Annotated in this window: 21 protein-coding genes and 1 tRNA gene; 10 read left to right on the top strand and 12 right to left on the bottom strand. The window is 65.1% G+C overall.

The window, feature by feature from the left end; all coding sequences use genetic code 11:
- Positions 1 to 48: 48 nt before the first annotated feature.
- Positions 49 to 309, top strand: a complete 261-nt coding sequence (locus H8S47_RS06615) for a helix-turn-helix transcriptional regulator (RefSeq protein ID WP_187503127.1) — start codon at positions 49 to 51, stop codon at positions 307 to 309.
- On the opposite strand, the gene H8S47_RS06610 is transcribed toward H8S47_RS06615, so the two are convergent.
- From H8S47_RS06610 to H8S47_RS06580, 7 genes are all read right to left on the bottom strand, one after another.
- On the bottom strand, positions 299 to 1555 hold the full coding sequence (locus H8S47_RS06610; protein ID WP_187503126.1) for a tyrosine-type recombinase/integrase: 1257 nt from the start codon (positions 1553 to 1555) through the stop codon (positions 299 to 301). The genes H8S47_RS06615 and H8S47_RS06610 overlap by 11 nt on opposite strands.
- 294 nt (positions 1556 to 1849) lie before the next feature.
- Positions 1850 to 3406, bottom strand: a complete 1557-nt coding sequence (guaA, locus tag H8S47_RS06605; RefSeq protein ID WP_187503125.1) for a glutamine-hydrolyzing GMP synthase — start codon at positions 3404 to 3406, stop codon at positions 1850 to 1852.
- 239 nt (positions 3407 to 3645) lie between these two features.
- Entirely contained in the window at positions 3646 to 4068 is a 423-nt protein-coding gene (rplQ, locus tag H8S47_RS06600; RefSeq protein WP_056047937.1) for a 50S ribosomal protein L17, read from the bottom strand.
- A gap of 174 nt (positions 4069 to 4242) precedes the next feature.
- Positions 4243 to 5313, bottom strand: coding sequence for a DNA-directed RNA polymerase subunit alpha (locus H8S47_RS06595; RefSeq protein WP_031395236.1), 1071 nt, complete (start codon positions 5311 to 5313; stop codon positions 4243 to 4245).
- Between the two features lie 115 nt (positions 5314 to 5428).
- The gene (gene rpsK / locus H8S47_RS06590) at positions 5429 to 5818 is read right to left on the bottom strand and encodes a 30S ribosomal protein S11 (RefSeq protein WP_031395237.1); all 390 of its coding nucleotides are present in this window, start codon (positions 5816 to 5818) and stop codon (positions 5429 to 5431) included.
- A gap of 83 nt (positions 5819 to 5901) precedes the next feature.
- The gene (rpsM, locus tag H8S47_RS06585; RefSeq protein ID WP_056015521.1) at positions 5902 to 6270 is read right to left on the bottom strand and encodes a 30S ribosomal protein S13; all 369 of its coding nucleotides are present in this window, start codon (positions 6268 to 6270) and stop codon (positions 5902 to 5904) included.
- 154 nt (positions 6271 to 6424) lie between these two features.
- Entirely contained in the window at positions 6425 to 6670 is a 246-nt protein-coding gene (locus H8S47_RS06580) for a hypothetical protein (RefSeq protein WP_187503124.1), read from the bottom strand.
- A gap of 250 nt (positions 6671 to 6920) precedes the next feature.
- On the opposite strand from H8S47_RS06580, the gene H8S47_RS06575 reads away from it, so the two are divergent.
- The gene (locus H8S47_RS06575; protein ID WP_187503123.1) at positions 6921 to 7610 is read left to right on the top strand and encodes a hypothetical protein; all 690 of its coding nucleotides are present in this window, start codon (positions 6921 to 6923) and stop codon (positions 7608 to 7610) included.
- A 126-nt stretch (positions 7611 to 7736) separates the two neighbouring features.
- Here the strand turns inward: H8S47_RS06575 and mutL are convergent, their stop codons facing one another.
- A complete protein-coding gene (gene mutL, locus H8S47_RS06570) occupies positions 7737 to 9542 on the bottom strand; it encodes a DNA mismatch repair endonuclease MutL (protein ID WP_187503122.1) in 1806 nt (601 codons plus the stop codon).
- 171 nt (positions 9543 to 9713) lie between these two features.
- Between mutL and H8S47_RS06565 the strand changes: the two genes are divergently transcribed.
- The 6 genes from H8S47_RS06565 (at position 9714) to H8S47_RS06540 (ending at position 15721) form a co-directional block, all read left to right on the top strand.
- A complete protein-coding gene (locus H8S47_RS06565; RefSeq protein ID WP_055878614.1) occupies positions 9714 to 10757 on the top strand; it encodes a rod shape-determining protein in 1044 nt (347 codons plus the stop codon).
- Positions 10758 to 10863: 106 nt separating this feature from the next.
- Positions 10864 to 11736, top strand: a complete 873-nt coding sequence (locus H8S47_RS06560) for a rod shape-determining protein MreC (protein ID WP_187503121.1) — start codon at positions 10864 to 10866, stop codon at positions 11734 to 11736.
- A 10-nt stretch (positions 11737 to 11746) separates the two neighbouring features.
- Positions 11747 to 12277, top strand: a complete 531-nt coding sequence (gene mreD, locus H8S47_RS06555) for a rod shape-determining protein MreD (protein ID WP_187503120.1) — start codon at positions 11747 to 11749, stop codon at positions 12275 to 12277.
- Between the two features lie 26 nt (positions 12278 to 12303).
- The gene (gene mrdA, locus H8S47_RS06550) at positions 12304 to 14346 is read left to right on the top strand and encodes a penicillin-binding protein 2 (protein ID WP_187503190.1); all 2043 of its coding nucleotides are present in this window, start codon (positions 12304 to 12306) and stop codon (positions 14344 to 14346) included.
- A gap of 34 nt (positions 14347 to 14380) precedes the next feature.
- On the top strand, positions 14381 to 15487 hold the full coding sequence (gene rodA / locus H8S47_RS06545) for a rod shape-determining protein RodA (RefSeq protein ID WP_187503119.1): 1107 nt from the start codon (positions 14381 to 14383) through the stop codon (positions 15485 to 15487).
- 158 nt (positions 15488 to 15645) lie between these two features.
- Positions 15646 to 15721: transfer RNA gene (locus H8S47_RS06540), tRNA-Lys, on the top strand.
- Here H8S47_RS06540 and H8S47_RS19195 read toward each other — a convergent pair.
- Genes H8S47_RS19195 through H8S47_RS06530 form a run of 3 tightly spaced genes read right to left on the bottom strand, consistent with a single transcriptional unit; the run spans position 15684 to position 17344 of the window.
- On the bottom strand, positions 15684 to 16073 hold the full coding sequence (locus H8S47_RS19195) for a tyrosine-type recombinase/integrase (RefSeq protein WP_398457785.1): 390 nt from the start codon (positions 16071 to 16073) through the stop codon (positions 15684 to 15686). The two genes, H8S47_RS06540 and H8S47_RS19195, sit on opposite strands and share 38 nt — an antisense overlap.
- Before the next feature lie 45 nt (positions 16074 to 16118).
- The gene (locus H8S47_RS06535) at positions 16119 to 16664 is read right to left on the bottom strand and encodes a sugar O-acetyltransferase (protein ID WP_214654977.1); all 546 of its coding nucleotides are present in this window, start codon (positions 16662 to 16664) and stop codon (positions 16119 to 16121) included.
- Positions 16665 to 16669: 5 nt separating this feature from the next.
- Positions 16670 to 17344, bottom strand: a complete 675-nt coding sequence (locus H8S47_RS06530) for a DUF1349 domain-containing protein (RefSeq protein WP_214654976.1) — start codon at positions 17342 to 17344, stop codon at positions 16670 to 16672.
- Between the two features lie 86 nt (positions 17345 to 17430).
- On the opposite strand from H8S47_RS06530, the gene H8S47_RS06525 reads away from it, so the two are divergent.
- Positions 17431 to 17979 carry a TetR/AcrR family transcriptional regulator gene (locus H8S47_RS06525; protein WP_187503117.1) on the top strand — a complete coding sequence of 183 codons (549 nt, stop codon included), beginning with the start codon at positions 17431 to 17433 and terminating at the stop codon, positions 17977 to 17979.
- Between the two features lie 419 nt (positions 17980 to 18398).
- On the top strand, positions 18399 to 20501 hold the full coding sequence (locus H8S47_RS06520) for a TonB-dependent siderophore receptor (protein ID WP_187503116.1): 2103 nt from the start codon (positions 18399 to 18401) through the stop codon (positions 20499 to 20501).
- Between the two features lie 73 nt (positions 20502 to 20574).
- Here H8S47_RS06520 and H8S47_RS06515 read toward each other — a convergent pair whose 3' ends face one another.
- The gene (locus tag H8S47_RS06515) at positions 20575 to 21366 is read right to left on the bottom strand and encodes a hypothetical protein (RefSeq protein ID WP_187503115.1); all 792 of its coding nucleotides are present in this window, start codon (positions 21364 to 21366) and stop codon (positions 20575 to 20577) included.
- Positions 21367 to 21386 lie beyond the last annotated feature (20 nt).

The raw sequence follows: 21386 nt of genomic DNA, 5'->3' as shown, positions 1-21386 counted from the left end.
ACATTCGCTTTCAGTCGCTGACAATCCCAACGATTGCGGAGTCGACCCATGGAAATGCCTGGAAAAGGGACGTTCACCCGGACCATCCGACGCCAACAACTCAGAGAAATGGTGCCGCTCGCCGACAGCACTATCTTCGGCATGGAACAGCGAGGCGAGTTTCCACGGCGGTTTGCGCTCTCGTCCCGGTGCGTGGTTTGGGACCTCGCCGAGGTGGAGGCTTGGCTCGCATCGAGGAGAGCTCGCCCGATCCATCGCGGCCAACAGGTTGACGTCCGCTATCGGCGGACCCGCCCAGTCAAAGGCTAGGATCGGGTTCGAGCAGCGGCATCGCCGGCGGTATGATAACCGGCGCATATTTTCGGCCATCGATCCAGGCGCCGACGGTGTTGGACCATTCCTGCATCATATGGCGGCGCTGCACTTCGTACTCAGCCTTATTGTAGACGCCCCGCGAGGATCGACCGTCCTCATGTGCCAGGCATTTCTCGATCCAGTCGCTGTTGAAGCCGAGTTCATTAAGTAGGGTCGATCCCGTGCGGCGAAGGTCGTGGACCGTGAAGGGGTCCAGCGGCAGCCCATCCTTCTTCGCCTGATCGACCACCGAGTACGTGACGCGGTTGAAGGTCGCACGGGACATGGGGGCGTCGGCGTCATAGCGCGATGGCAGGAGGTATTTCGAATTGCCGGCACAGGTCTTCAGCGCGATCAGGATGTCCAGCATCTGCGTCGATAGGTAGACGTTGTGCGCCTTCGAGCGTTTCATGCGCTCCTTCGGGATGGACCAGACCGCGTTCTCGAAGTCGACCTCGTCCCATACGGCGTCCTGCAGCTCGCTCTTACGCACCATCGAAAGCAGGAAAAACTTCATGCCGAGCCGGATCGTGGGCAGGGTCGCCACCTTCTCGATCATTTTGAAGAGGACGCGGATCTCCGAGGGAGACAGCGACCGGTCCTTTGGCGCGAAGGTTGCGATCGACGCCGGGCCGACCTCGTCGGCAGGGTTAGCGATCTTCTCGCCGTGCAGAATCGCAAAGCCGTAGATCTGTTTGACGATATCGCGGACGTGGATTGCGGTCGCGGGCGCGCCGCGATCCACGATGGCAAGGCAGTGAGCGCGGAGGTCGCCGGGGGTGATCTCCAACAGGAGCCGATTGCGCCACGCAGGCAGCAGCTCACGCTCGAAGATTGAGCGGCGCATCGCGCGGGTGCTGTCGGCCATAGGCGCCGCAGCCAGCCACTTCTCGCCGAATTGGCCAAAGCTCTTGGCCTCCTTGATCCGGCGCTTGTCCCTTTGCTTTTCAATCGAAGGCGATAGCCCTTCCTGGACCATGCGCTTGGCGTCGATGCACTTTTCTCTCGCACGGGCCAGCGACAGGCCAGAAGGCCCGTATTTTCCAATGGTCACGGTCTCGCGCCTGCCGTTCAGACGGTAATCCAGGCGGAAGGAAATGGTGCCATTCGTCCCAACGCGCACATACATGCCGTCACGGTCCGAAACCTTGTAGGCTTTCTCTTTCGGTTTCAGATGCTTGAGTGCTGCATCGGTCAACATTGCCAGGGCCTCCGATCATTTTTACCGTCACCCCTAAAACGCACCTCTCCCGATCCGAAAAGCGCACTGCTTCCAGTAGCTTAGGCGGAAAAGATGACCGTCAGGGGCTGTTGTATCCCTGACGGTAACGGCGATTTTGGCGATGGACAAGAGGAGGCGATACCGTCAGATCGCCTGACGCATTCGAATGCTACCCACCGAATGTCGTTGAATGTCGCTGCGATAAGAATAAGTTTTATCAGATACTTACGGTGTATTGTGGCGTAGTCTTGGCCCCCTCTGGAGGGGCCTAAATCATTCCCACTCGATCGTGCCGGGGGGCTTCGAGGTGTAGTCGTACGTCACACGGTTGATGCCCTTGACCTCGTTGATGATCCGGGTCGCGACGTGCGGCAGGAAGTCGCCGGGGAACTGGAACGCCTGCGCGGTCATGCCGTCGGTCGAAGTCACCGCGCGCAACGCCAGCACGTTGTCGTAGGTGCGGCCGTCGCCCATCACGCCGACGCTGCGCACCGGCAGCAGCACCGCGAACGCCTGCCAGATCGTGTCGTACAGCCCAGCCGCGCGGATTTCCTCGAGGTAGATCGCATCGGCCTTGCGCAGGATGTCGCAGCGTTCCTTGGTGACTTCGCCGGGGATGCGGATCGCGAGGCCGGGTCCGGGGAACGGGTGACGGCCGACGAAGATCTCGGGCAGCCCGAGCTCGCGGCCGAGCACGCGGACCTCGTCCTTGAACAGCTCGCGCAACGGCTCGACGAGCTTCATGTTCATGCGCTCGGGCAGGCCACCGACATTGTGGTGGCTCTTGATCGTCACCGACGGGCCGCCGGTGAAGCTGACGCTCTCGATCACATCCGGGTACAGCGTGCCCTGTGCAAGGAACTCCGCGCCGCCGAGCTTCTTCGCCTCGGTGTCGAACACGTCGATGAAGGTCTTGCCGATGAACTTGCGCTTCAACTCGGGGTCGGTGATCCCGGCCAAGCCACTGAGGAACAGCTCCTCGACGTTCACGTGGATCAGCGGGATGTTGTACGCGCCGCGGAACAGGCTGACGACCTGCTCACTCTCACCCGCGCGCATCAGGCCGTGGTCGACATAGACGCAGGTGAGCTGCTCGCCGATCGCCTCATGGATCAGCACCGCCGCGACCGCCGAGTCGACACCACCGGACAGACCGCAGATTACCCTACCCTTGCCGACCTGCGCCCGGATCTCGGCGATCTTGGTCTCGCGGAATTCGGCCATCGTCCAGTCGCCGCTGAGCCCGCAGACGTGGCGCGCGAAGTTCGCGATCAGCTTGCCGCCATCGGGGGTGTGGACGACTTCCGGATGGAACTGCACGCCGTAGAAGCGCCGCGCCTCATCGGCGACGATCGCATAGGGCGCGCCGGTCGAGGTGGCGACGGGGGTGAAGCCCGGCGGGATCGCGTCGACCTTGTCGCCGTGGCTCATCCACACCTGATGACGTTCGCCCTCGGCCCAGAGGCCGTCGAACAGCGCGCAGTTGGACTTGACCTCGATGAACGCGCTGCCGAACTCGCCGCCATCGCCCGAGACGATCACGTTGCCGCCGAGCTGCGCGGACATGACCTGCTGGCCGTAGCAGATGCCGAGGATCGGGATGCCCGCCTCGAAGAAGCGCTGCGGGACGCGCGGGGAGTTCTCGGTGGTGACCGAGGCGGGGCCGCCGGAGAGGATGATGCCCTTGGGCTGCATCCGGTCGAACGCGGCCTCGGCAGACTGGAAGGGGGCGATCTCGCTATAGACGCCGGCCTCGCGCACGCGGCGGGCGATCAGCTGGGTTACCTGGCTGCCGAAATCGACGATGAGAATGCTGTCTGGGTGCTCCATGTCGGGCGCATAGCCGGATGAGCCCCGTAACGAAAGAGGCCGCGCCTCCCGTATGGGAAACGCGGCCTCTGATCGGACTAAAATCTGATCCTCCCCCGCCAGGGGGAGGTGGCGCCGAAGGTGACGGAGGGGGAGGATATGCAACCGAGGTTGTCGCCGCCTCCCCCTCCGTCAGGCTGTGCCTGCCACCTCCCCCTTGCGGGGGAGGATTGGGAGGTCAGCGCTTCGGCGAAAACAGATTATGCCGCTTCGTTGTAATCCTCGTCGGACATCACCGGACCCGAATCCTGGCCCTTCGCCGAGACGTCGCGGTCGACGAACTCGATGACGGCCATCGGCGAGGCGTCCGACATGCGGATACCGGCCTTGATGACGCGGGTGTAGCCGCCGTTGCGATCCGCGTAACGGGTCGCGAGCGTGTCGAACAACTTGATCAGCTGCGCATCGTCGAGCAGCTTGCCGTGCGCGAGACGACGGTTGGACAGGCCACCCTTCTTCGCCAGCGTGATCAGCTTTTCGACGTAGGGACGCAGTTCCTTCGCCTTGGCGACGGTGGTGGTGATCTGCTCGTGCTTGATGAGCGCGGCGCTCATGTTGCGGAACAGAGCAAGACGGTGGGCCGAGGTCCGCTGAAGCTTACGGCCGCCTACGCGATGGCGCATGTTTAATACCTTTTCGTTCGTTCAGGGGCCGTATGAGGTACCCGGGAGCTGGTGGCATTTAGGGCTGCCACCGTCACCCTAGTTGTCTCCCCGCGAAGGCGGGGATCCAGTCTGGGCACCCGCCTTCGCGGGTGAACAAGAGGTCGGGGCCGATATTACTCAGCCCCGAACCACTTATCCCATTATCTCTTGTTCAAGCTTCTTGGCCATCTCTTCGATGTTCTCAGGTGGCCAGCCGGGGATTTCCATACCCAGGCGAAGACCCATCGACGACAGCACTTCCTTGATTTCGTTCAAGGACTTGCGGCCGAAGTTAGGCGTACGCAGCATCTCGGCTTCGGTCTTGCCGACCAGATCGCCGATGTAGATGATGTTGTCGTTCTTGAGGCAGTTCGCCGAGCGCACCGACAGTTCCAACTCGTCGACCTTCTTAAGAAGGTAGCGGTTGATCTGCTGGGTGTCGCCAGCCGGCTCCGCACCACCGGCAGCGGGTGCTGCCTGGCCGATCGGGGCCGACGAACGCGTAACCGACGAATCGTCGAAGTGGACGAACAGCGCGAGCTGGTCCTGGAGGATGCGCCCTGCGTAACCCACAGCGTCTTCCGGAGTGATCGTGCCGTCGGTTTCGATCGTCAGCGTCAGCTTGTCGTAATCCAGGTCCTGACCGACGCGGGTCGGGTCGACCTTGTACGAAACCTGACGTACCGGCGAGTACAGCGCATCGACCGGGATTAGACCGATCGGCGCATCGGCCGGGCGGTTTGCGGTCGCGGGCACGTAACCCTTCCCGATGTCGGCGGTCAGCTCCATGTTGAGCGTCGCACCCTCATCGAGGTGGCAGATCACGAGATCCTTGTTCATGATCTCGATGTCGCCCGAGACGGCGATGTCGCCGGCCTTGACTTCACCCGGACCCGTTGCCGAGAGCTGGAGGCGCTTGGGCCCCTCGCCCTGCATGCGGATCGCGATCTGCTTCACGTTGAGGACGATGTCGGTCACGTCCTCGCGGACGCCGGCCAAAGACGAGAACTCATGCAGCACGTTCTCGATCTTGATCGAGGTGACGGCCGCGCCCTGCAGCGACGAGAGCAACACGCGACGCAGCGCGTTGCCGAGCGTCAGGCCGAAGCCACGCTCGAGCGGCTCGGCGATGAAGGTCGCCTTGCGCTTGGTGTCGCCACCGGCCTTTTTCTCCAGGCCGCTGGGCTTCTTGAGTTCCTGCCAGTTCTTTGCGTTGACAGACACATGCTTCCCCTAATTTGGGGGCCGACGAAAAGGACTTCCGCCGGCCATTAAAATGCATCCGCGACGCGCGTTCGACCTGATCAGGGTCAACCGTGCGCGGACAACGTCGGAGAAATCAGACGCGACGACGCTTCGAAGGACGAACGCCGTTGTGCGGGATCGAGGTCACGTCGCGGATCGACGTGATCTGGAAACCGACTGCCTGAAGTGCGCGCAGTGCCGATTCGCGACCCGAGCCGGGGCCCTTGACCTCGACTTCGATCGTGCGGACGCCGTGCTCGGCGGCCTTCTTGCCGGCGTCTTCCGCTGCGACCTGGGCCGCATACGGAGTCGACTTGCGCGAGCCCTTGAAGCCCATTGCGCCGGCCGACGACCACGAGATCGCGTTGCCCTGGGCATCGGTGATCGTGATCATGGTGTTGTTGAAGCTGGCATTCACGTGAGCGACGCCAGAGGTGATGTTCTTGCGCTCGCGCCGCTTAATGCGCTGAGGTTCGCGTGCCATGGTGTATTTCCTGACCTGTATCTGCGTGACGCCGGGCGGTCGCTAAGGACCAGCGCCGGCGGAGTAATCCGTTGAAAAGCGGATTACTTCTTCTTGCCGGCGATCGGCTTGGCCTTGCCCTTGCGGGTACGCGCATTGGTATGCGTGCGCTGGCCGCGGACCGGGAGGCCCTTGCGATGACGCAGGCCGCGATAGCAGGCGAGATCCATCAGGCGCTTGATGTTCATCGAGGTCTGGCGGCGCAGATCGCCCTCGACGGTGTGATCGGCGTCGATCGTCTCGCGGATGTGCAGGACTTCCTGGTCGGTCAGGTCCTGAACGCGTGCGGTGTCGGCGATGCCGAGCTTCGCGACGATTTCCTTGGCCTTGGTCGAACCGATGCCGTGAATGTAAGTCAGCGCGATCACCACGCGCTTGTTGGTCGGGATATTAACACCCGCGATACGTGCCATGAACTTGGTTCTCCTGCTCCACGAGGTCCGGCATGGCTGCACGAACCTCATCTCTTAGCGATGAACCGAAACGCACGATAGCGACGAACGCAAACAAGCGCCGCCGGAACCGTCGTGTCGGGGAGAGTTCGAATAAGCGCGCGCCAACGCGCTGTCAAGCGAGCGGTTCCGCTTGGGGCGGCACGGCTTGGCGCATCTTGAGCCAGCGGCGGAACGAGACGACCGTCCAGATGATTTCGACCACCCCGAACGGCCACGCACCCTGGAGGAAACCGTAGATCGAGCCGAGCACGCACCCGAACGCGAAGCCGAGCGTCCACCAGTGCGAGCCGGCTTCCTTGGCGTAGCATAGCAGGGTGAAGGATACCGCGGCTAGGCCGAATAGGGAGAGGGAGTCCATGGGAAGGTCATGCCCTGCGCGTCGCAAAGGCGCTACCCCGGCACCGTGATCGTCGCGCAGAAACGCGATGATCGTGGGGCAAGGATCTTGAGGTCAACGGCCGTCTAAACGGATCATCGGCCGAAGGTCTCGCCAGAGCGCAAGCCGCACCGGCGCTGTCTGGCGGGGGCGGTGGCCAAGCGCTACCAGCACTGGAGAGCCGCACGCGCTTTCGGTCCGGACGGGTCTCCTACCAGCCATCGGAGCATGCATGATCGTCCGCTTTGGCATCCTTGCCGCAGTGCTGTCCGCGGCGCCTTCCACCGCTACCCCGCCCTCAGCCATCCCCGCGCTGCGCCACGCATGGCCGGGAGACGCCCTCGGACGGGTCGAAGGCCTTGCAGCGCTCCAGACCCTCGAGATCGAATTGCTCACCCGCGACAGCGCCACGCTGGCGCTCGACGACTGGTGCGCGGCCCATCGGATCGATGCGCCGGGCAGCAAGATCGTCGCGGATCGCGACTATTCGGTCACCAAGGCCCCGACCGCCGATCAGCGACGCCAATTGGGCGTTAGCGACCAGGAGCCGATCCGGTATCGCCGGGTACGCCTGCGATGCGGCAGCCATATCCTGTCGGAAGCCGACAATTGGTACGTGCCGTCGCGGCTCACCCCGGCGATGAATGCCGCGCTCGACCATAGCGACATCGCCTTCGGACGCGTCGTGCAGCCGCTCCACTTTCGCCGCCAGACGCTGTCGGCACGGCTATTATGGTCGCCCCTGCCGATCGGCTGGGATCGCGGCACGCCGATCGTGGGCGCGACTCCGACGCTGGAGATCCCTGAACACGTCATAGAGAACCGCGCGCTACTCGTAACGCCGACGGGAACGCCATTCAGCGAAGTGGTCGAAACCTACACGCGCACCGTGCTCGATTTCGCCCCGCCGACGCTGAAATGAAGGCTGGCGACACGCGAGGAATGCGACATCGTCCATTCCTGGATGTTAGCACCGCAGCGTCCGCCCGCTGGGCGTAAGCGGTCGCTCGTCCGCGCTCGACGCAAACCATAGGCGCTATTTCATCGGCTACTTCCGCCCGAACAGCTTCTCGATGTCGCCGTGTGCGAGCTTTACCCAGGTCGGGCGGCCATGGTTGCATTGGCCTGAGTGCGGCGTGACTTCCATTTCTCGGAGCAGCGCGTTCATTTCGGGCACGGACAATATGCGGCCGGCGCGGACGGAGCCGTGGCAGGCCATCGTGCCGGCTACTGCGTCCAGGCGCTCCTTCAACGACAGCGCTTCGTCGAAGGCGGCGAGTTCGTCGGCTAGGTCGGTGACCAGGCCTTTGGGGTCGCTTTGGCCGAGCAAGGCTGGGGTGGCGCGGACCAGCATGGCGTGGGGACCGAAGCGTTCGAGGTCTAGGCCGAATTCGGAGAGTTCTTCGGCGCGGGCTTCGAGGCGGTCGCAGGCGGATTCGTCGAGTTCGACGACTTCGGGGATCAGGAGGGCCTGGGACGCGATGGTACCGCCGATCAGGGCTGCGCGCATGCGTTCGAGGACGAGGCGTTCGTGCGCTGCGTGCTGGTCGACCAGGACTAGGCCGTCTTCGGCCTCGGCGACGATGTAGGTTTTTGCGACCTGGCCTCTGGCCACGCCCATGGGGAAGGCGGTGGTCTGAGGTGGAGGCGTCCAGGCGGGTTCGGCTCTTGCCTGTGGGGGTGACGCGAAGAAGGTTGGGCGGGAATCGTTTACCGCGCCGTAGTGGCGATTTTCCAAGGGGAGTCTTTGGGGCGCGCCCTCACCTTCCCATCCGCTTTGCGGACGGGCCCCTTCCTCTCCCCCGGGGGGAGAGGAGATGTTTTCCGGTTGCCACATCGAGAGGGCGGACTCGCTGGCGCGTTGGCTGCGGTGACCGGCGGCGTCCAGGGATCGGCGGAGGCCGGAGACTATGAGGCCTCTGACCATCGCGGGATCGCGGAAGCGGACTTCGGTCTTGGCGGGGTGGACGTTGACGTCGACCTGATCGGTGGGGATGTCGAGGAACAGTGCCACCACCGCGTGGCGATCACGCGGGAGCATCTCGGCATAGGCGCCGCGGATCGCGCCCATCAGCAGGCGGTCCTTCACGGGCCGTCCGTTGACGAAGAGATATTGGTGGTCGGCGATGCCGCGGTTGTAGGTCGGCAGGCTGGCGACGCCGCCCAGCACCAAGCCTTCGCGTTCGAGGTCGATCGCGACCGAATTGTCGGCGAGCGCGCGGTCGGTGAGCGTGGCCACCCTGCCCGGCCGGTCCTCCACCTGCGTCGCCGATAGCGCGCGGCGGCCGTCATGTTCGAGCGTGAAACCGATATCCGGGCGCGCCATCGCGAGGCGGCGGACGACGTCGAGGCAGGCGGCGTACTCGGCGCGAGGGGAACGGAGGAACTTGCGGCGGGCGGGGACGCGGGCGAAGAGGTCCTCGACCACCACCCGCGTACCGGGCGGCAGCGCGGCGGGGCCTTCGCGCTCGACGCGGCCGTTGTCGACCGTGCGCGCCCACCCTTCGGCGCCGCGAATCCGGCTCTCGATCGTCAGCCTGGCGACGCTCGCGATCGAGGGCAACGCCTCGCCGCGAAAGCCCAACGTCACGACCGATTCGATAAACTCGTCGGGCAGCTTCGAAGTGGCGTGGCGTTCGAGCGCGAGCGCCATGTCTGCAGGCGTCATTCCGCAGCCGTCGTCGGCGACTTCGATCCGCGAAGTGCCTCCTTCGACAAGGAGAATCGCGATGCGGCCGGCGCCTGCGTCGATCGCGTTTTCGACTAACTCCTTCAACGCGCTGGCGGGTCTTTCCACCACTTCACCGGCGGCGATGCGATTGACCAGATGCTCGGGGAGACGCCGTATTGACATGGGTTTGCGTCTAGACCAAGCGACGGCATCCCGCGACCCGCAAACGCCACTTAATATAGTATAGGCACCCGGTGCTCGAAACCACCGGCGGGCTCCGCGAGATGATGTGTGTGCGCATGTTTTGCTGGCGGTCCGCCCGTCCGGCGGACAGGATTACGGGACCCTGATTGAATGGCCTTCTACTCGCGTTTCTTCAAGTTCATGTCGCACGACATGGCGATCGACCTCGGCACCGCGAACACCGTCGTCTACGTCCGTGGCCGCGGCATCGTCCTGAACGAGCCGTCGGTGGTCGCGGTCGAGACGATCAACGGCATCAAGCGCGTGAAGGCAGTCGGCGACGACGCCAAGATGATGATGGGCAAGACGCCGGGCAACATCGAGGCGATCCGGCCGCTGCGCGACGGCGTGATCGCGGACATCGACGTCGCCGAGCAGATGATCAAGTATTTCATCCAGAAGGTGCATGGGCCGCGCAAGTTCGCGCGCTGGCCCGAGATCGTGATCTGCGTGCCCTCGGGCTCCACCAAGGTCGAGCGCCGCGCGATCCGCGATGCCGCGTCGAACGCCGGCGCGTCGCAGGTCTGGCTGATCGAGGAGCCGATGGCAGCCGCGATCGGTGCGGACATGCCGGTCACCGAGCCGATCGGTTCGATGGTCGTCGACATCGGCGGCGGCACCACCGAAGTCGCGGTGCTGAGCTTGCGCGGCCTCGCCTACACGACGTCGGTGCGCGTCGGCGGCGACAAGATGGACGAGGCGATCGTCTCGTACGTGCGCCGCAACCATAATTTGCTGATCGGCGAAGCGACGGCGGAGCGTATCAAGAAGGAGGTCGGCATCGCCAAGCCGCCGGTCGACGGCATCGGCATGATTATCCAGATCAAGGGCCGCGATCTGGTCAACGGCGTGCCGAAGGAGATCCAGATAAACCAGGGCCAGATCGCCGAGGCGCTGAGCGAGCCGGTCGCGACGATCGTCGAGGGCGTCCGCGTCGCGCTGGAGAACACCGCGCCGGAACTAGCCGCGGACATCGTCGACCAAGGCATCGTGCTGACCGGCGGCGGTGCGCTGCTGCAGGGTCTGGACGAGGTGCTGCGCGACGAGACCGGGCTGCCGGTGACGGTCGCCGAGGACCCGCTGACCTGCGTCGCGCTCGGCACCGGTCGCGCGCTCGAGGATCCGTTGTTCCGCGGCGTGCTGATGAGCGGCTAAGAGGTTGGTTTTGCTTTAAGACACGCGGACACGAAATCGCGTCGTCCGAGTCGCGGGGGATCTGGCCCCTGCGCTTCGGCGGCGCCCGAGACAGGGGGACAGGCGCATGGCGCCAGCCCGCGACCGGCGCACGGGGTTTTCCCGACGTCGGCAATATGGTGTGTTCATGGGCTATGTGCTCGCCGTCGCTGGTGCGGTGGTGGGCCTGGTGCTGCTCGTCGCGTCCACGTTCAATCCGCCGGCGTTTTCGGCGCTGCGCATGGGTGTCGCAGGGGTGACCACGCCGGTCTCGACGGGCCTTGCCAAGGTCGGATCGTCGATCTCGGGCATCCCCGATGCGACCGGCAACTACTTCTTCGTGAAGCAGGAGAACGTCGCGCTGCGGGCGGATCGCGCGCGGACCCGGGCGCTGCTGATGCGGGCGCGGACGATCGCGTATGACAATCGACGGCTGCGCAGCCTGCTGGCGATCCGCGACCGTTCGCCCGAGCCCGTCGTGACCGCGCGACTGGTGAGTTCGAGCGCGTCGAGCGGACGGCGCTTTGCGCTGCTCAACGCGGGCCGGTGGAGCGGCGTGAAGCCCGGCATGCCGGTGCGCGGTCCCGATGGCCTGATCGGACGCGTGGTCGAGACCGGGCCGAACGCGGCGCGCGTGCTGTTGCTGAGCGACGGCGACAGCATCGTCCCCGTCCGCCGCACCCGCGACGGTCTGCCCGCGATCGCGGCGGGGCGCGGCGACGGGATGATCGACATCCGCTCGGTCAACGCGACCAACGTGCGCTTCAATGCGGGCGACCTGTTCGTGACGACCGGCACCGGCGGCATCTACGGCCCCGGCGTACCGGTCGCCCGCGTGACCAGGGCCGGCTCGGATTCGGTGATGGCGCGTACCTTCGCCGATCCCGATACGCTCGACTTCGCGCTGGTCGAGAAGGTGTTCATGCCGGTCCCGCCGCCGCGCCCGATCGCGCAGCAATGAGCATGCCGCGATGAGCCGCCCCCGCGTCGTCGACAGCGTCGACTACAAGCCGTTCGAGACCAAGCTGCCCGCCAGCCGCGCACGGGCGATCCCCTGGGCGACGGTCATGGCCGGATCGCTGGTCACGATCATTCCGGTGGTCGCGACGATCCCCCTCCTTCCGCCGTTCGGGTTCGTCATGCTGCTGGCGTGGCGGCTGCTCGCGCGGTTCGCGTTCCGGCCCTGGGCGGCGGCCCCGCTCGGGCTGTTCGACGATCTGGTCAGTGGCCAGCCGCTCGGCAGCGCGGTGCTGATGTGGTCGCTCGCGTTCGTCGGGATCGACATGCTCGAACAGCGCCTGGCGTTCCGCGATTACTGGCAGGACTGGCTGATCGCGAGCGGCCTGATCGCGGCGTGCATCCTGGGCGGCCGGTTCATCGCGGTGCCGGTCGGCGCGCATGTCGATACCGTGCTGATCGCGCAGATCGTCGTCACGATGCTCTGCTTCCCGCTCGCCGCGCGGATCGTCGCGTTCATCCAGAACAAGCGGGGCGGCGAGTGAGGAATACCCCGCGGATCGTCACCGAGATGTCGCAGGCATACACCTTCTCCAGGCGCGCCTGGATGCTGGGCGCGGCGCAGGGCGCGGTCGGCCTTATGCTCGCCGGGCGGATGGCGTGGCTGTCGGTCGCGCAGAACGAGCGCTACACGATGTTGTCGGAGAGCAACCGCGTCAACATGACGCTGCTGCCGCCCCGCCGCGGCTGGATCGTCGACCGTCACGGCGTGCCGATCGCCAACAACCGCACCGATTTCCGCGTCGACATCATCCCCGATCGCCTCCGCGACAAGGAGCGCGTGCTGCCGCTGCTCGGCCGCATCCTCCAGTTGCCGCCCGAGGAAGTCGAGCGGATCGCGATCGACCTTGAGCACGCCGCGGGGTTCCAGCCGGTCCAGGTCGCGGAGAATCTCGACTGGGAGCGGTTCGCCGCGGTCAGCGTCCGCCTGCCCGAACTCCCCGGCGTCGCCCCCACCCGCGGGTTCGCGCGCAGCTACCCGGCGGGCGCCGCGGTCGCGCATCTGACCGGCTATGTCGGCGTGCCCAATGCCGAGCAGTACAAGAAGACGCGCGACCCGCTGCTCGTCACGCCCGGCTTCAAGCTCGGCAAGGACGGGCTGGAGAAGATGCTCGAGCCCGAACTGCGCGGCATCGCCGGGGCCAAGCGCGTCGAGGTCACCGCGCGCGGCAAGCTGGTCGCCGAACTCGCCACCAAGCCCGACGTGCCCGGGAAAACCGCGCGGCTGACGATCGATGTCGGCTTGCAGGAGTACGCGGCAAGGCGTCTCGGCACCAACTCCGGATCAGTCGTGGTGATCGACACACGTACCGGCGAGATGCTGGCGATGGTGTCGATGCCGGCCTATGATCCGAACAGCTTTTCGGACGGGATCAGCCATCTCGAATGGCAGATGCTGAGCGACGACGATCACGTGCCGCTGATGAACAAGGTCACGCAGGGGCTGTATCCGCCGGGATCGACCGTCAAGCCGATGAACGGCCTCGCGCTGATGAACGCCGGCGTCGATCCGTCGACCCGCATCAATTGTTCGGGCGCGATGCGGCTCGGGACCAGCGTGTTCCATTGCCACAAGAAGAGCGGCCATGGCCCGCTCGACCTCAAGAACGCGATCATGCAGAGCTGCGACATCTATTTCTACGAGATGGCGCGGCGGGTCGGCTACAACGCGATCGCGCCGGTCGCGCGCGTGCTGGGGCTCGGCCAGAAGTTCAACCTGCCCTTCTCGACGCAGCGCTACGGCACGGTCCCCGATCCGGCGTGGAAGCTGAAGAAATACAAGCACGACTGGACCGTGGCGGATTCGCTCAACGCGTCGATCGGCCAGGGCTATGTGCTCGCCAACCCGCTGCAGCTCGCGGTAATGGCGGCGCGGCTCGCATCGGGGCGAGCGTTGCAGCCAAGCATATTGGCGAACCACGTCCACCGCGACTCCCCTGCCCTCGCGATCGATTCCGAGCATCTCGCGCGCGTCCGCGACGCGATGTTCGGGGTGATCAACCAGGGCGGCACCGGCGGCGCGGCCAAGCTGCTCATTCCCGGCGTCGCGATCGCGGGCAAGACCGGCACCGCGCAGGTCCGCCGCATCACGATGGCGGAGCGGCGCTCGGGCGTGCTGAAGAACGGCCAGCTGCCGTTCAAGATGCGGGATCATGCGCTGTTCATCGGTTTCGCCCCCGCCGACAATCCGCGCTATGCGCTGGCGGTGGTGCTCGAGCATAACGGCCACACCGTGCGCAACCTCGACACACCGATGATCGCCCGCGACATCATGACCTATATGCTCGACCGCGAGCGTGCTCTGAAATCGCTCGCCGAGGTCGAACCGACCTGGGGCGGCGATATCCGCACCCGCATGGCGGCGACCGCGGAGACGTACCGCAAGGCGCAGTCCGCCCCGCCCGCGGCGATCGCCACCAAGACCGACGCGATCGTGCCCAGCGACGCTCCGGCGGTGGTCAATGCCACCGACATGGCCAACGCGACGCAAGAGGCGCTCACCACGCCCGGCAGCACGGTTGCCGAGGACGATACGCGGGACCGCCAGCAATGACTCCCGACCGAATGATCCCCATCAGGCGCACGCGATGAACCGTATCGTCCCCGAACCGCTCGCCAAGCTTCCCTGGCTGGTGATCATCCTGGTCATCGCGATCGGCTGTTTCGGGCAGATCGTGCTGTATTCGGCGGCGGGCGGCTCGCTGCGGCCCTGGGCGCTGTCGCAGGGCATCCGTTTCTTCGTGCTGCTCGCCGGCGCGATGGGGCTGTCCTACATCCCCGAGCGCACGTGGAAGGCCGCCGCGCTGCCCGCCTATGCGCTGATCGTGCTGTCGCTGATCGCGGTCGAGATCCTCGGCAAGGTATCGGGCGGGTCGCAGCGCTGGCTCGACCTCGGCTTCATCCGCCTCCAGCCGTCCGAATTCATGAAGCCCGCGATCGTGCTGGCGGCGGCGAAATTCTACGACATGCTCCCGCCCGGCGAGACGCGCCGGTTCGGCGGGATCTGGCCCGCCGCGCTGCTGATCGCCGTTCCCGCGGCGATCGTGATGAAACAGCCCGATCTCGGCACCGCGCTGATGATCTGCTCGGGCGGCGCGACCGTCATGTTCCTTGCGGGCGTTCCCCTGCGCCTGTTCGTTGGCGGCGCGATCGCCGCGGCGATCGCGATCCCGCTCTCGATCAACTTCCTGCTGCACGACTATCAGCGCAACCGCATCCTCATCTTCCTCGATCCCGAGAGCGATCCGCTCGGCACCGGCTATCACATCAGTCAGTCGAAGATCGCGATCGGCTCGGGCGGAATCTGGGGCAAGGGCTTCCTCCAGGGCACGCAGAGCCATCTCGACTACCTTCCCGAGGGCCATACCGACTTCGTCTTCGCGACGATGGCGGAGGAATGGGGGCTGGTCGGCGGCTGCCTGCTGATCCTCGCCTTCCTTCTGGTGATCCGCTGGGGGATCGAGGTCGGCCAGCGCGCCAACAGCCGCTTCGCCAGGCTGACCGCGGCCGGCCTCGCCACGACGATCTTCTTCTACGTCGCGATCAACCTGATGATGGTGATGGGCCTTGCGCCGGTCGTCGGCATCCCGTTGCCGCTGGTGAGCTTCGGCAGTTCGGCGCAGATGACCGTGCTGCTGTGCCTCGGCATCCTGATGTCGATCGACCGCCAGAACCGCAAGACGGTCGGCTGGTAGGCCGGATAATTCGGCTTATTTCGCGAAAAAGCGGCTGGATCGACGAAAACGGACTCGGATCGACGAAAAGGGGGTTGCGGCCCCCGATGAGTCTGCTAACAGCGCGCCTCCAGCAGCGGGGCGCCACACCAGGGCGCCACTCAAAACCGCCCCGGAATGGACGCATAGCTCAGTTGGTAGAGCAGCTGACTCTTAATCAGCGGGTCCTTGGTTCGAGCCCAAGTGCGTCCACCATTCTTTCTTTTGCGTATAAGGCATTTAGCTCGGTTCCACCTACACGTCTGGGGCCGAACGGGCTCGTACTGTGACCAGTTTTGTGACCTCGACCGGGGCCTTCTCTCTCGGGCGCAGCGTGACCCGATTTGCCTCCGAAAATCAGCAGGTCTGCATAAGGCTGCAAATGCTTCACCGACATGTGCGCGTAACGACGCACCATCGCCTCTGATTTCCCGCCACCCAGCGCCTGCAGCCCCCATGGGGGCACGTCATCCTGCCCGAGCCAGTTCGTCCAGCTATGCCGCAGGTCGTGCCAGCGAAGGCTTTGCCGACATCCGTAAGCCCCTCTTCGTTTCGCTACTTCGGGCACTCCTTCATATCCGCGCGAGAGCTGGCGTGTATGAGTGATCGGACACTATTTCAGCAGGCGAGCGGGATTGCCCGCGACGGTCACGCCATCGGGGACATCGCGTGTCACGACACTGCCTGCGCCGACGATCGCGTTGTCGCCGACGGTGACGCCGGGCAGGATCAGCGCGGCACCGCCTATCCAGACGTTTCGACCGATCGTGACCGACCGCCCGAACTCGAGCATCTGGCCACGCTGAGCCGGGTCGCGCGGATGATCGGCGGTGAGGATCTGCACGCCCGGACCGATCTGCGTGCCCGCACCGATCCGCACGGGCACGACATCGAGCACCGTGCACCCGAAATTGAGAAAAACGCCCTCACCGAGATGAATGTTATAGCCATAGTCGCAGTGGAACGGCGGTCGGATCGTCGCACCACGCCCCGCGTGACCAAGCCCTTCCACCAGCAGCGCATGACGCTCCGCCGCGGTTGCTGTCGACGCGCGATTGTAGCGGTCGAGCCACTCAGCGGCGCGCGCCGCGTCCGCGACGAGTTCCGGGTCGTCGGCGACGTAGAGCTGGCCCGCCAGCATCCGTTCCTTCTGCGTCATCGCGATCAACTCAGGTCGTGGAGGTCCTTGCCCAACGGCGCGGTGATGCTCAGGTCGGAGAAATGCACCTCCAGTCCGGCACGTTCGGGCGTGCAGGCCATCGGTCCGACCTGATAGGCGGAGGCGATCGGAAAGGGCGCCAGTCTGACCAGCGGCCAGGTCTTGCCGTCCGCCGAGACCTGCAACCGCAGGACGCCCTTTGCCACGGTCGCACGCATCCAGAAGTCCTGCGCATCATGCTCGTAGGGGCCGGTTGCCCAATCGGACTTGCCGTCGGTCAGCACGCTGCTCAGCATGGCGCGCCCGTCGGACAATTCGATCCCCGCCTTGACCCAGCGTCGTTCGTCGACCCGCACCATGATCCCGGCCTGATCGTAGAGTTTCTGATACTGGCCGCGAATGCGCAGTTGGGCGGTAAACGCGGCAGGTGCTGTGAAGCCGAGAAAATGGCCGCTGTCCCGGGTGAAGCCGTAATGCGTCTCGCGCCAGAAATCGCTGCCCTTGTCGGTGACGAGCGTCAGGTCTCCGCCGGGTGCGACCTTCCAGGCTTTGGGCGCATTCAGCCAGCGACCGTCCCGGCGGCCAAGTGCCGCGGTTCCCGAGCCCTGCGCGGCCGCGACGCTGGCATTGCCCGCGATGGCAAGCGCCGCCACACCACCGATCACCGTCCGCCTGCTCACCCGATCCTCCGTCATGGCCGCTACCTTCCAATCATCCGCTATGTTATGTACATATGTACACATGCCGAGATCTAGGTAAAGAGGCGATGACCCAACAGTCCCGGCGCAACGATCCCGCTCGGCGGCAGCGCATCATCGATGCGACGCTTTCGGTCATTGCGGATCACGGAACCGCGGCAACGACCCATCGCCGCATCGCCGAGGCTGCGCAGGTGCCGCTCGGGTCGGTCACCTATTATTTTGCGACGCTGGAGGAGTTGCTCACGGCGGCCTTCCTGCAATTGGCCGCGGAATCCTCCGCTGCCTTTCGCGCCCGCCTGGAGGTCGCGACGGACCGCGCGACGGCGCGTACGGCCGTCATCGACATCATCGCGAACCAGGTCTGGGCGGAACCGCGCACGCTGTTGTTGAGCTACGAACTATACGCCTTTGCCGCGCGTCATCCGGCAGTCGGCGCCGTCATGCAGCAATGGATGGACAGCAGCCGCGATGCGCTGGGCCGTTTCTTCGATCCGCTCACGGCGCGCGCGCTCGACGCGCTGATCGAGGGTATCGGCATCCACAATTCGATCGATCGCGCGCCCCTCGACCGCGATGCAGTCAAGATCATCGTCGAGCGGATTGCCGGGCGTTAGCCGGGCCGATCCATCAGACTGCCCCAGCAAAACGGCACGACGGTCAGGATCAAGACCATGCCGAAAGCATCATTGCCGCATGATCGCGATCGGCCGCTGTTCCACGGTCTATCGGTCCTATGCCAGACCAAAGCAGCGCGCAGGGATTTAGCGGCATGTTTCGACACGAGCCATCAGAACACGATCTCGCCCCCCGAAGGACGCAGGTTACCCGCACATTGCCATAGCGCGGCTAAAGACTAAAATGTCGTAACATCGGTCACTTACTTGGCAGAGCGGTGCATATGCTCGCCAAAGGAAGCATCGGCGGCATAGCGTCCGCGTTTCACTGGGAAAAGCTACCAAAGGCTTAATGCTATTGATAATCTATCGCAGATATATAAGAGCGCCCACAGCGGAATGAGACGAAGGGGCGGAATATGGGGAAGTTGATTGTCGTGGCCGGTATGGCGAGCGTGCTGGCCAGTTCTGCGGCCTGGGCGCAGGATGCCGAGCCGGTTTCGCCGGAGAATGAAATCGTGGTGACCGGCGCCATTGCCGGCACGAAGACCGAAACCCCGCTGATCGAGTTGCCGCAGCCGCTGACCATCATCCCGGCGGACCAGTATCTGTCGCAGGGCGCAATCAACATCAGCGACACGGTAAAGTATGCCGCCGGCGTCCTCGCCAATCCCTATGGCCGCGATACGCGGGTCGATGGCTTCAACGTGCGCGGCATCAGCGCGCTGCAGTTCCGCGACGGCATGCGCGACATCTTCTCCTATTATGCCAGCATCCCCTCGGACCCGTATAATTTCTCGCGGGTCGAGATCGTACGTGGCCCGGCATCGGTGCTGTTCGGGCAGGGCTCGATCGGCGGTCTCGTCAACCTCGTTTCCAAGACGCCCGAGTTCCGCACCGGCGGCGAGTTGAACCTCGTCTATGGCAGCTATGACCGCAAGGAGGCGCTGGGGGATGTCAACCTGGCGCTCGGCGACACGCTGGCGATCCGTGCGGTCGGGCGCGTGCGGGACGCCGATACCTTCATCGATCATGTTCCCGACGACCGCGTGATGTTCGCGCCGTCGATCCGCTGGCAGCCGACGCCGGATACCGACCTGATCCTGACCGGCCTGTACCAGAAGGACGATACCGGCTCGACCTCGCAGTTCCTGCCGATCGTCGGCACCTTCGCGCCCAATCCCGACAATCCGGGCGGGCGGCTCGATCCCTACACCTTCGTCGGCAAGGCCGGCTGGGACCGGTATGCCGGCCGCTCGCTCCAGGGTGGCGGGTCGCTGGTCCACCGCTTCTCCGACAATCTCCGTATCAGCCTGAAGGCACGATACATCGACAGCGACCTCGAATATTTCACCCATTACGCCGACAGCTATACCAACCCGACCAATCCGTTCGCGGTCTATGGCACCGATGGTCGCACCATCGGGCTGTACGCCGAGGCCAGCGATGCGCGGATGAACGTCTTCTCGACCGACAACAACGTCCAGCTCAAGTTCAACACAGGCGCGAACATCGAGCACACGCTGCTGGCCGGCCTCGACTATAGCTGGAACAAGGTCGGCAAGCGGTTCGCGACCACGGCGCTGGAGACGGTCGATCTCTACGACATCGATTATGATTCGCTGCGGACCTACGACCCCAGCGGCCCGTTCGCCTATGATTCGCAGAAGCAGCTCGGCGTCTACGTACAGGACCAGATCCGCCTCTTCGACCGCGTGTCGGTGATCGTCGGCGCCCGCCGCGACCATGTGACCAACTCGTCGGGTCAGGAGGACAACGCCACCACCTTCCGCGCCGGCATCATCGGAGAGGTCGGCGCAGGCTTCTCGCCCTTCTTCAGCTACACCGAGAGTTTCCTGCCGATCGCCGGCCGGCTGACGGGCCCTGGCGGCGTCCCGACCGACCCCTTCAAACCGCAGTTGGGCACGCAATATGAGGCCGGGGTGAAGTGGCAGCCCGATCTCCGGACGCTGGTCACCGTGACCGGTTTCAAGATCAAGGAGCGCAACCGCGTCCTCTATCTGGCGAACAACGTGACCACCCAGTCCGGCGAATTGTCCACCAAGGGCGTCGAGTTCGAGGCGAGCCGCGTCCTGCCGGGCAATTTCGAGCTGCTGGTCAACTATGGCTACAGCCAGCTCGATTCCGAGGTGAACACCAGTCTCGACTATATGCCGCGCCACACCGCGTCGATCTGGTCGACCAAGACCTTTGGCGACACCAGCGGACCGCAGCTGAGGCTCGGCGCGGGCGTAGTCTATAGCGGCGAAAGCAAGTCGACCGGAGCGCTCGATCCCTATGGTCTCAACGCCGCGATCGCTCCCGGCACGCTGTACACGGTCGTCACCCCGTCGCGCACGACGGTCGATGCGCTTGCGGAGATCAGCTGGGACAAGTGGCGCCTGGCGATCAACGCGACCAACCTGCTGGACAACCGTGGTTTCGCCTCCTGCCTCGCGCGTGGGGACTGCTTCATGGCCGCCCCGCGCAACGTCATGGCGACGCTGGGCTTTCGGTTCTAGCAGGCGACGGCGTGGCATCACTGTTCGGGGGCATCACCGTTCGGCGGCATGGATGCCCGCCGGGCCGTCCGCCTCAGCCAACCTTGCTCCAGTGGTGCAGGGCCATGGCGTTGTAGCGGACCATCGCGTTCACGAGCGTGCCGCGCAGCTCCGTATCGACGAAATCGGCGGGCAGCAGCGGGTCCGAGTTGATCGCGCGGATGACGGATTGCCCGAGCAGGAAGGTTTCGCGCGCCGCCTCGGTGACCGGCATCCGCGCGGTCCTGGCCTGGCTGGCTTCCAGCTCGCCGATCCAGAAGCGATAGCCGTCCTCGAGCAGGTCGGGTGACCACAAGGCGCGGAACCGTGCATCGTCCGCCGACTGCGCGACGCATCCGGCGAGGATGGTCGCCTGCGCGTCGAGCCCCAGCCCCGCGAGTTCGCCGGCCAGCGACGCCGTATCGCGCCGCAGATTGTCCGGCCGCACCCAGGCGCCGGTATCCGCCTCGACAAAGCCGGTAAGCCGCAACGCCCGCTCGCCCGCCTGGAGCCGCGGCCGGTTGATGCGGCCCAGATGGTGCGTCAGCACGACGATCCACGCTCCGTCCCACGGACGCACGCCATCCTCGACGCGCGACCACTGGCGCGCCTTTGCATGCAGCGCGGCCGCGTTCGGGCCCAGCGAATAGACGCCTCTCTCGGCCTGGTCGGCGAGGCCCTCCCGCACCAGCCGCCCCAGCGCGACGCGCACCGCAGCGGGCTCGATGTCGATGATGCGGGCACGATCGATCAGCGTCCCGGCGCGCAGCGGCGCGGGCGCGGCTGTGGACAGGAACCACAGCGCGAGCGACTTCGGCGTCACCGGCGCGCGCCAATCATGTAACATCTTTTGACTCATACTGCGTT

This window comes from Sphingomonas albertensis, assembly GCF_014358075.1.
In the GTDB taxonomy this organism is placed as follows: Bacteria; Pseudomonadota; Alphaproteobacteria; order Sphingomonadales; family Sphingomonadaceae; genus Sphingomonas; species Sphingomonas albertensis.
Note: the sequence above shows the minus strand (reverse complement) of the source record. Positions and strands in the feature narration are given on the sequence as shown.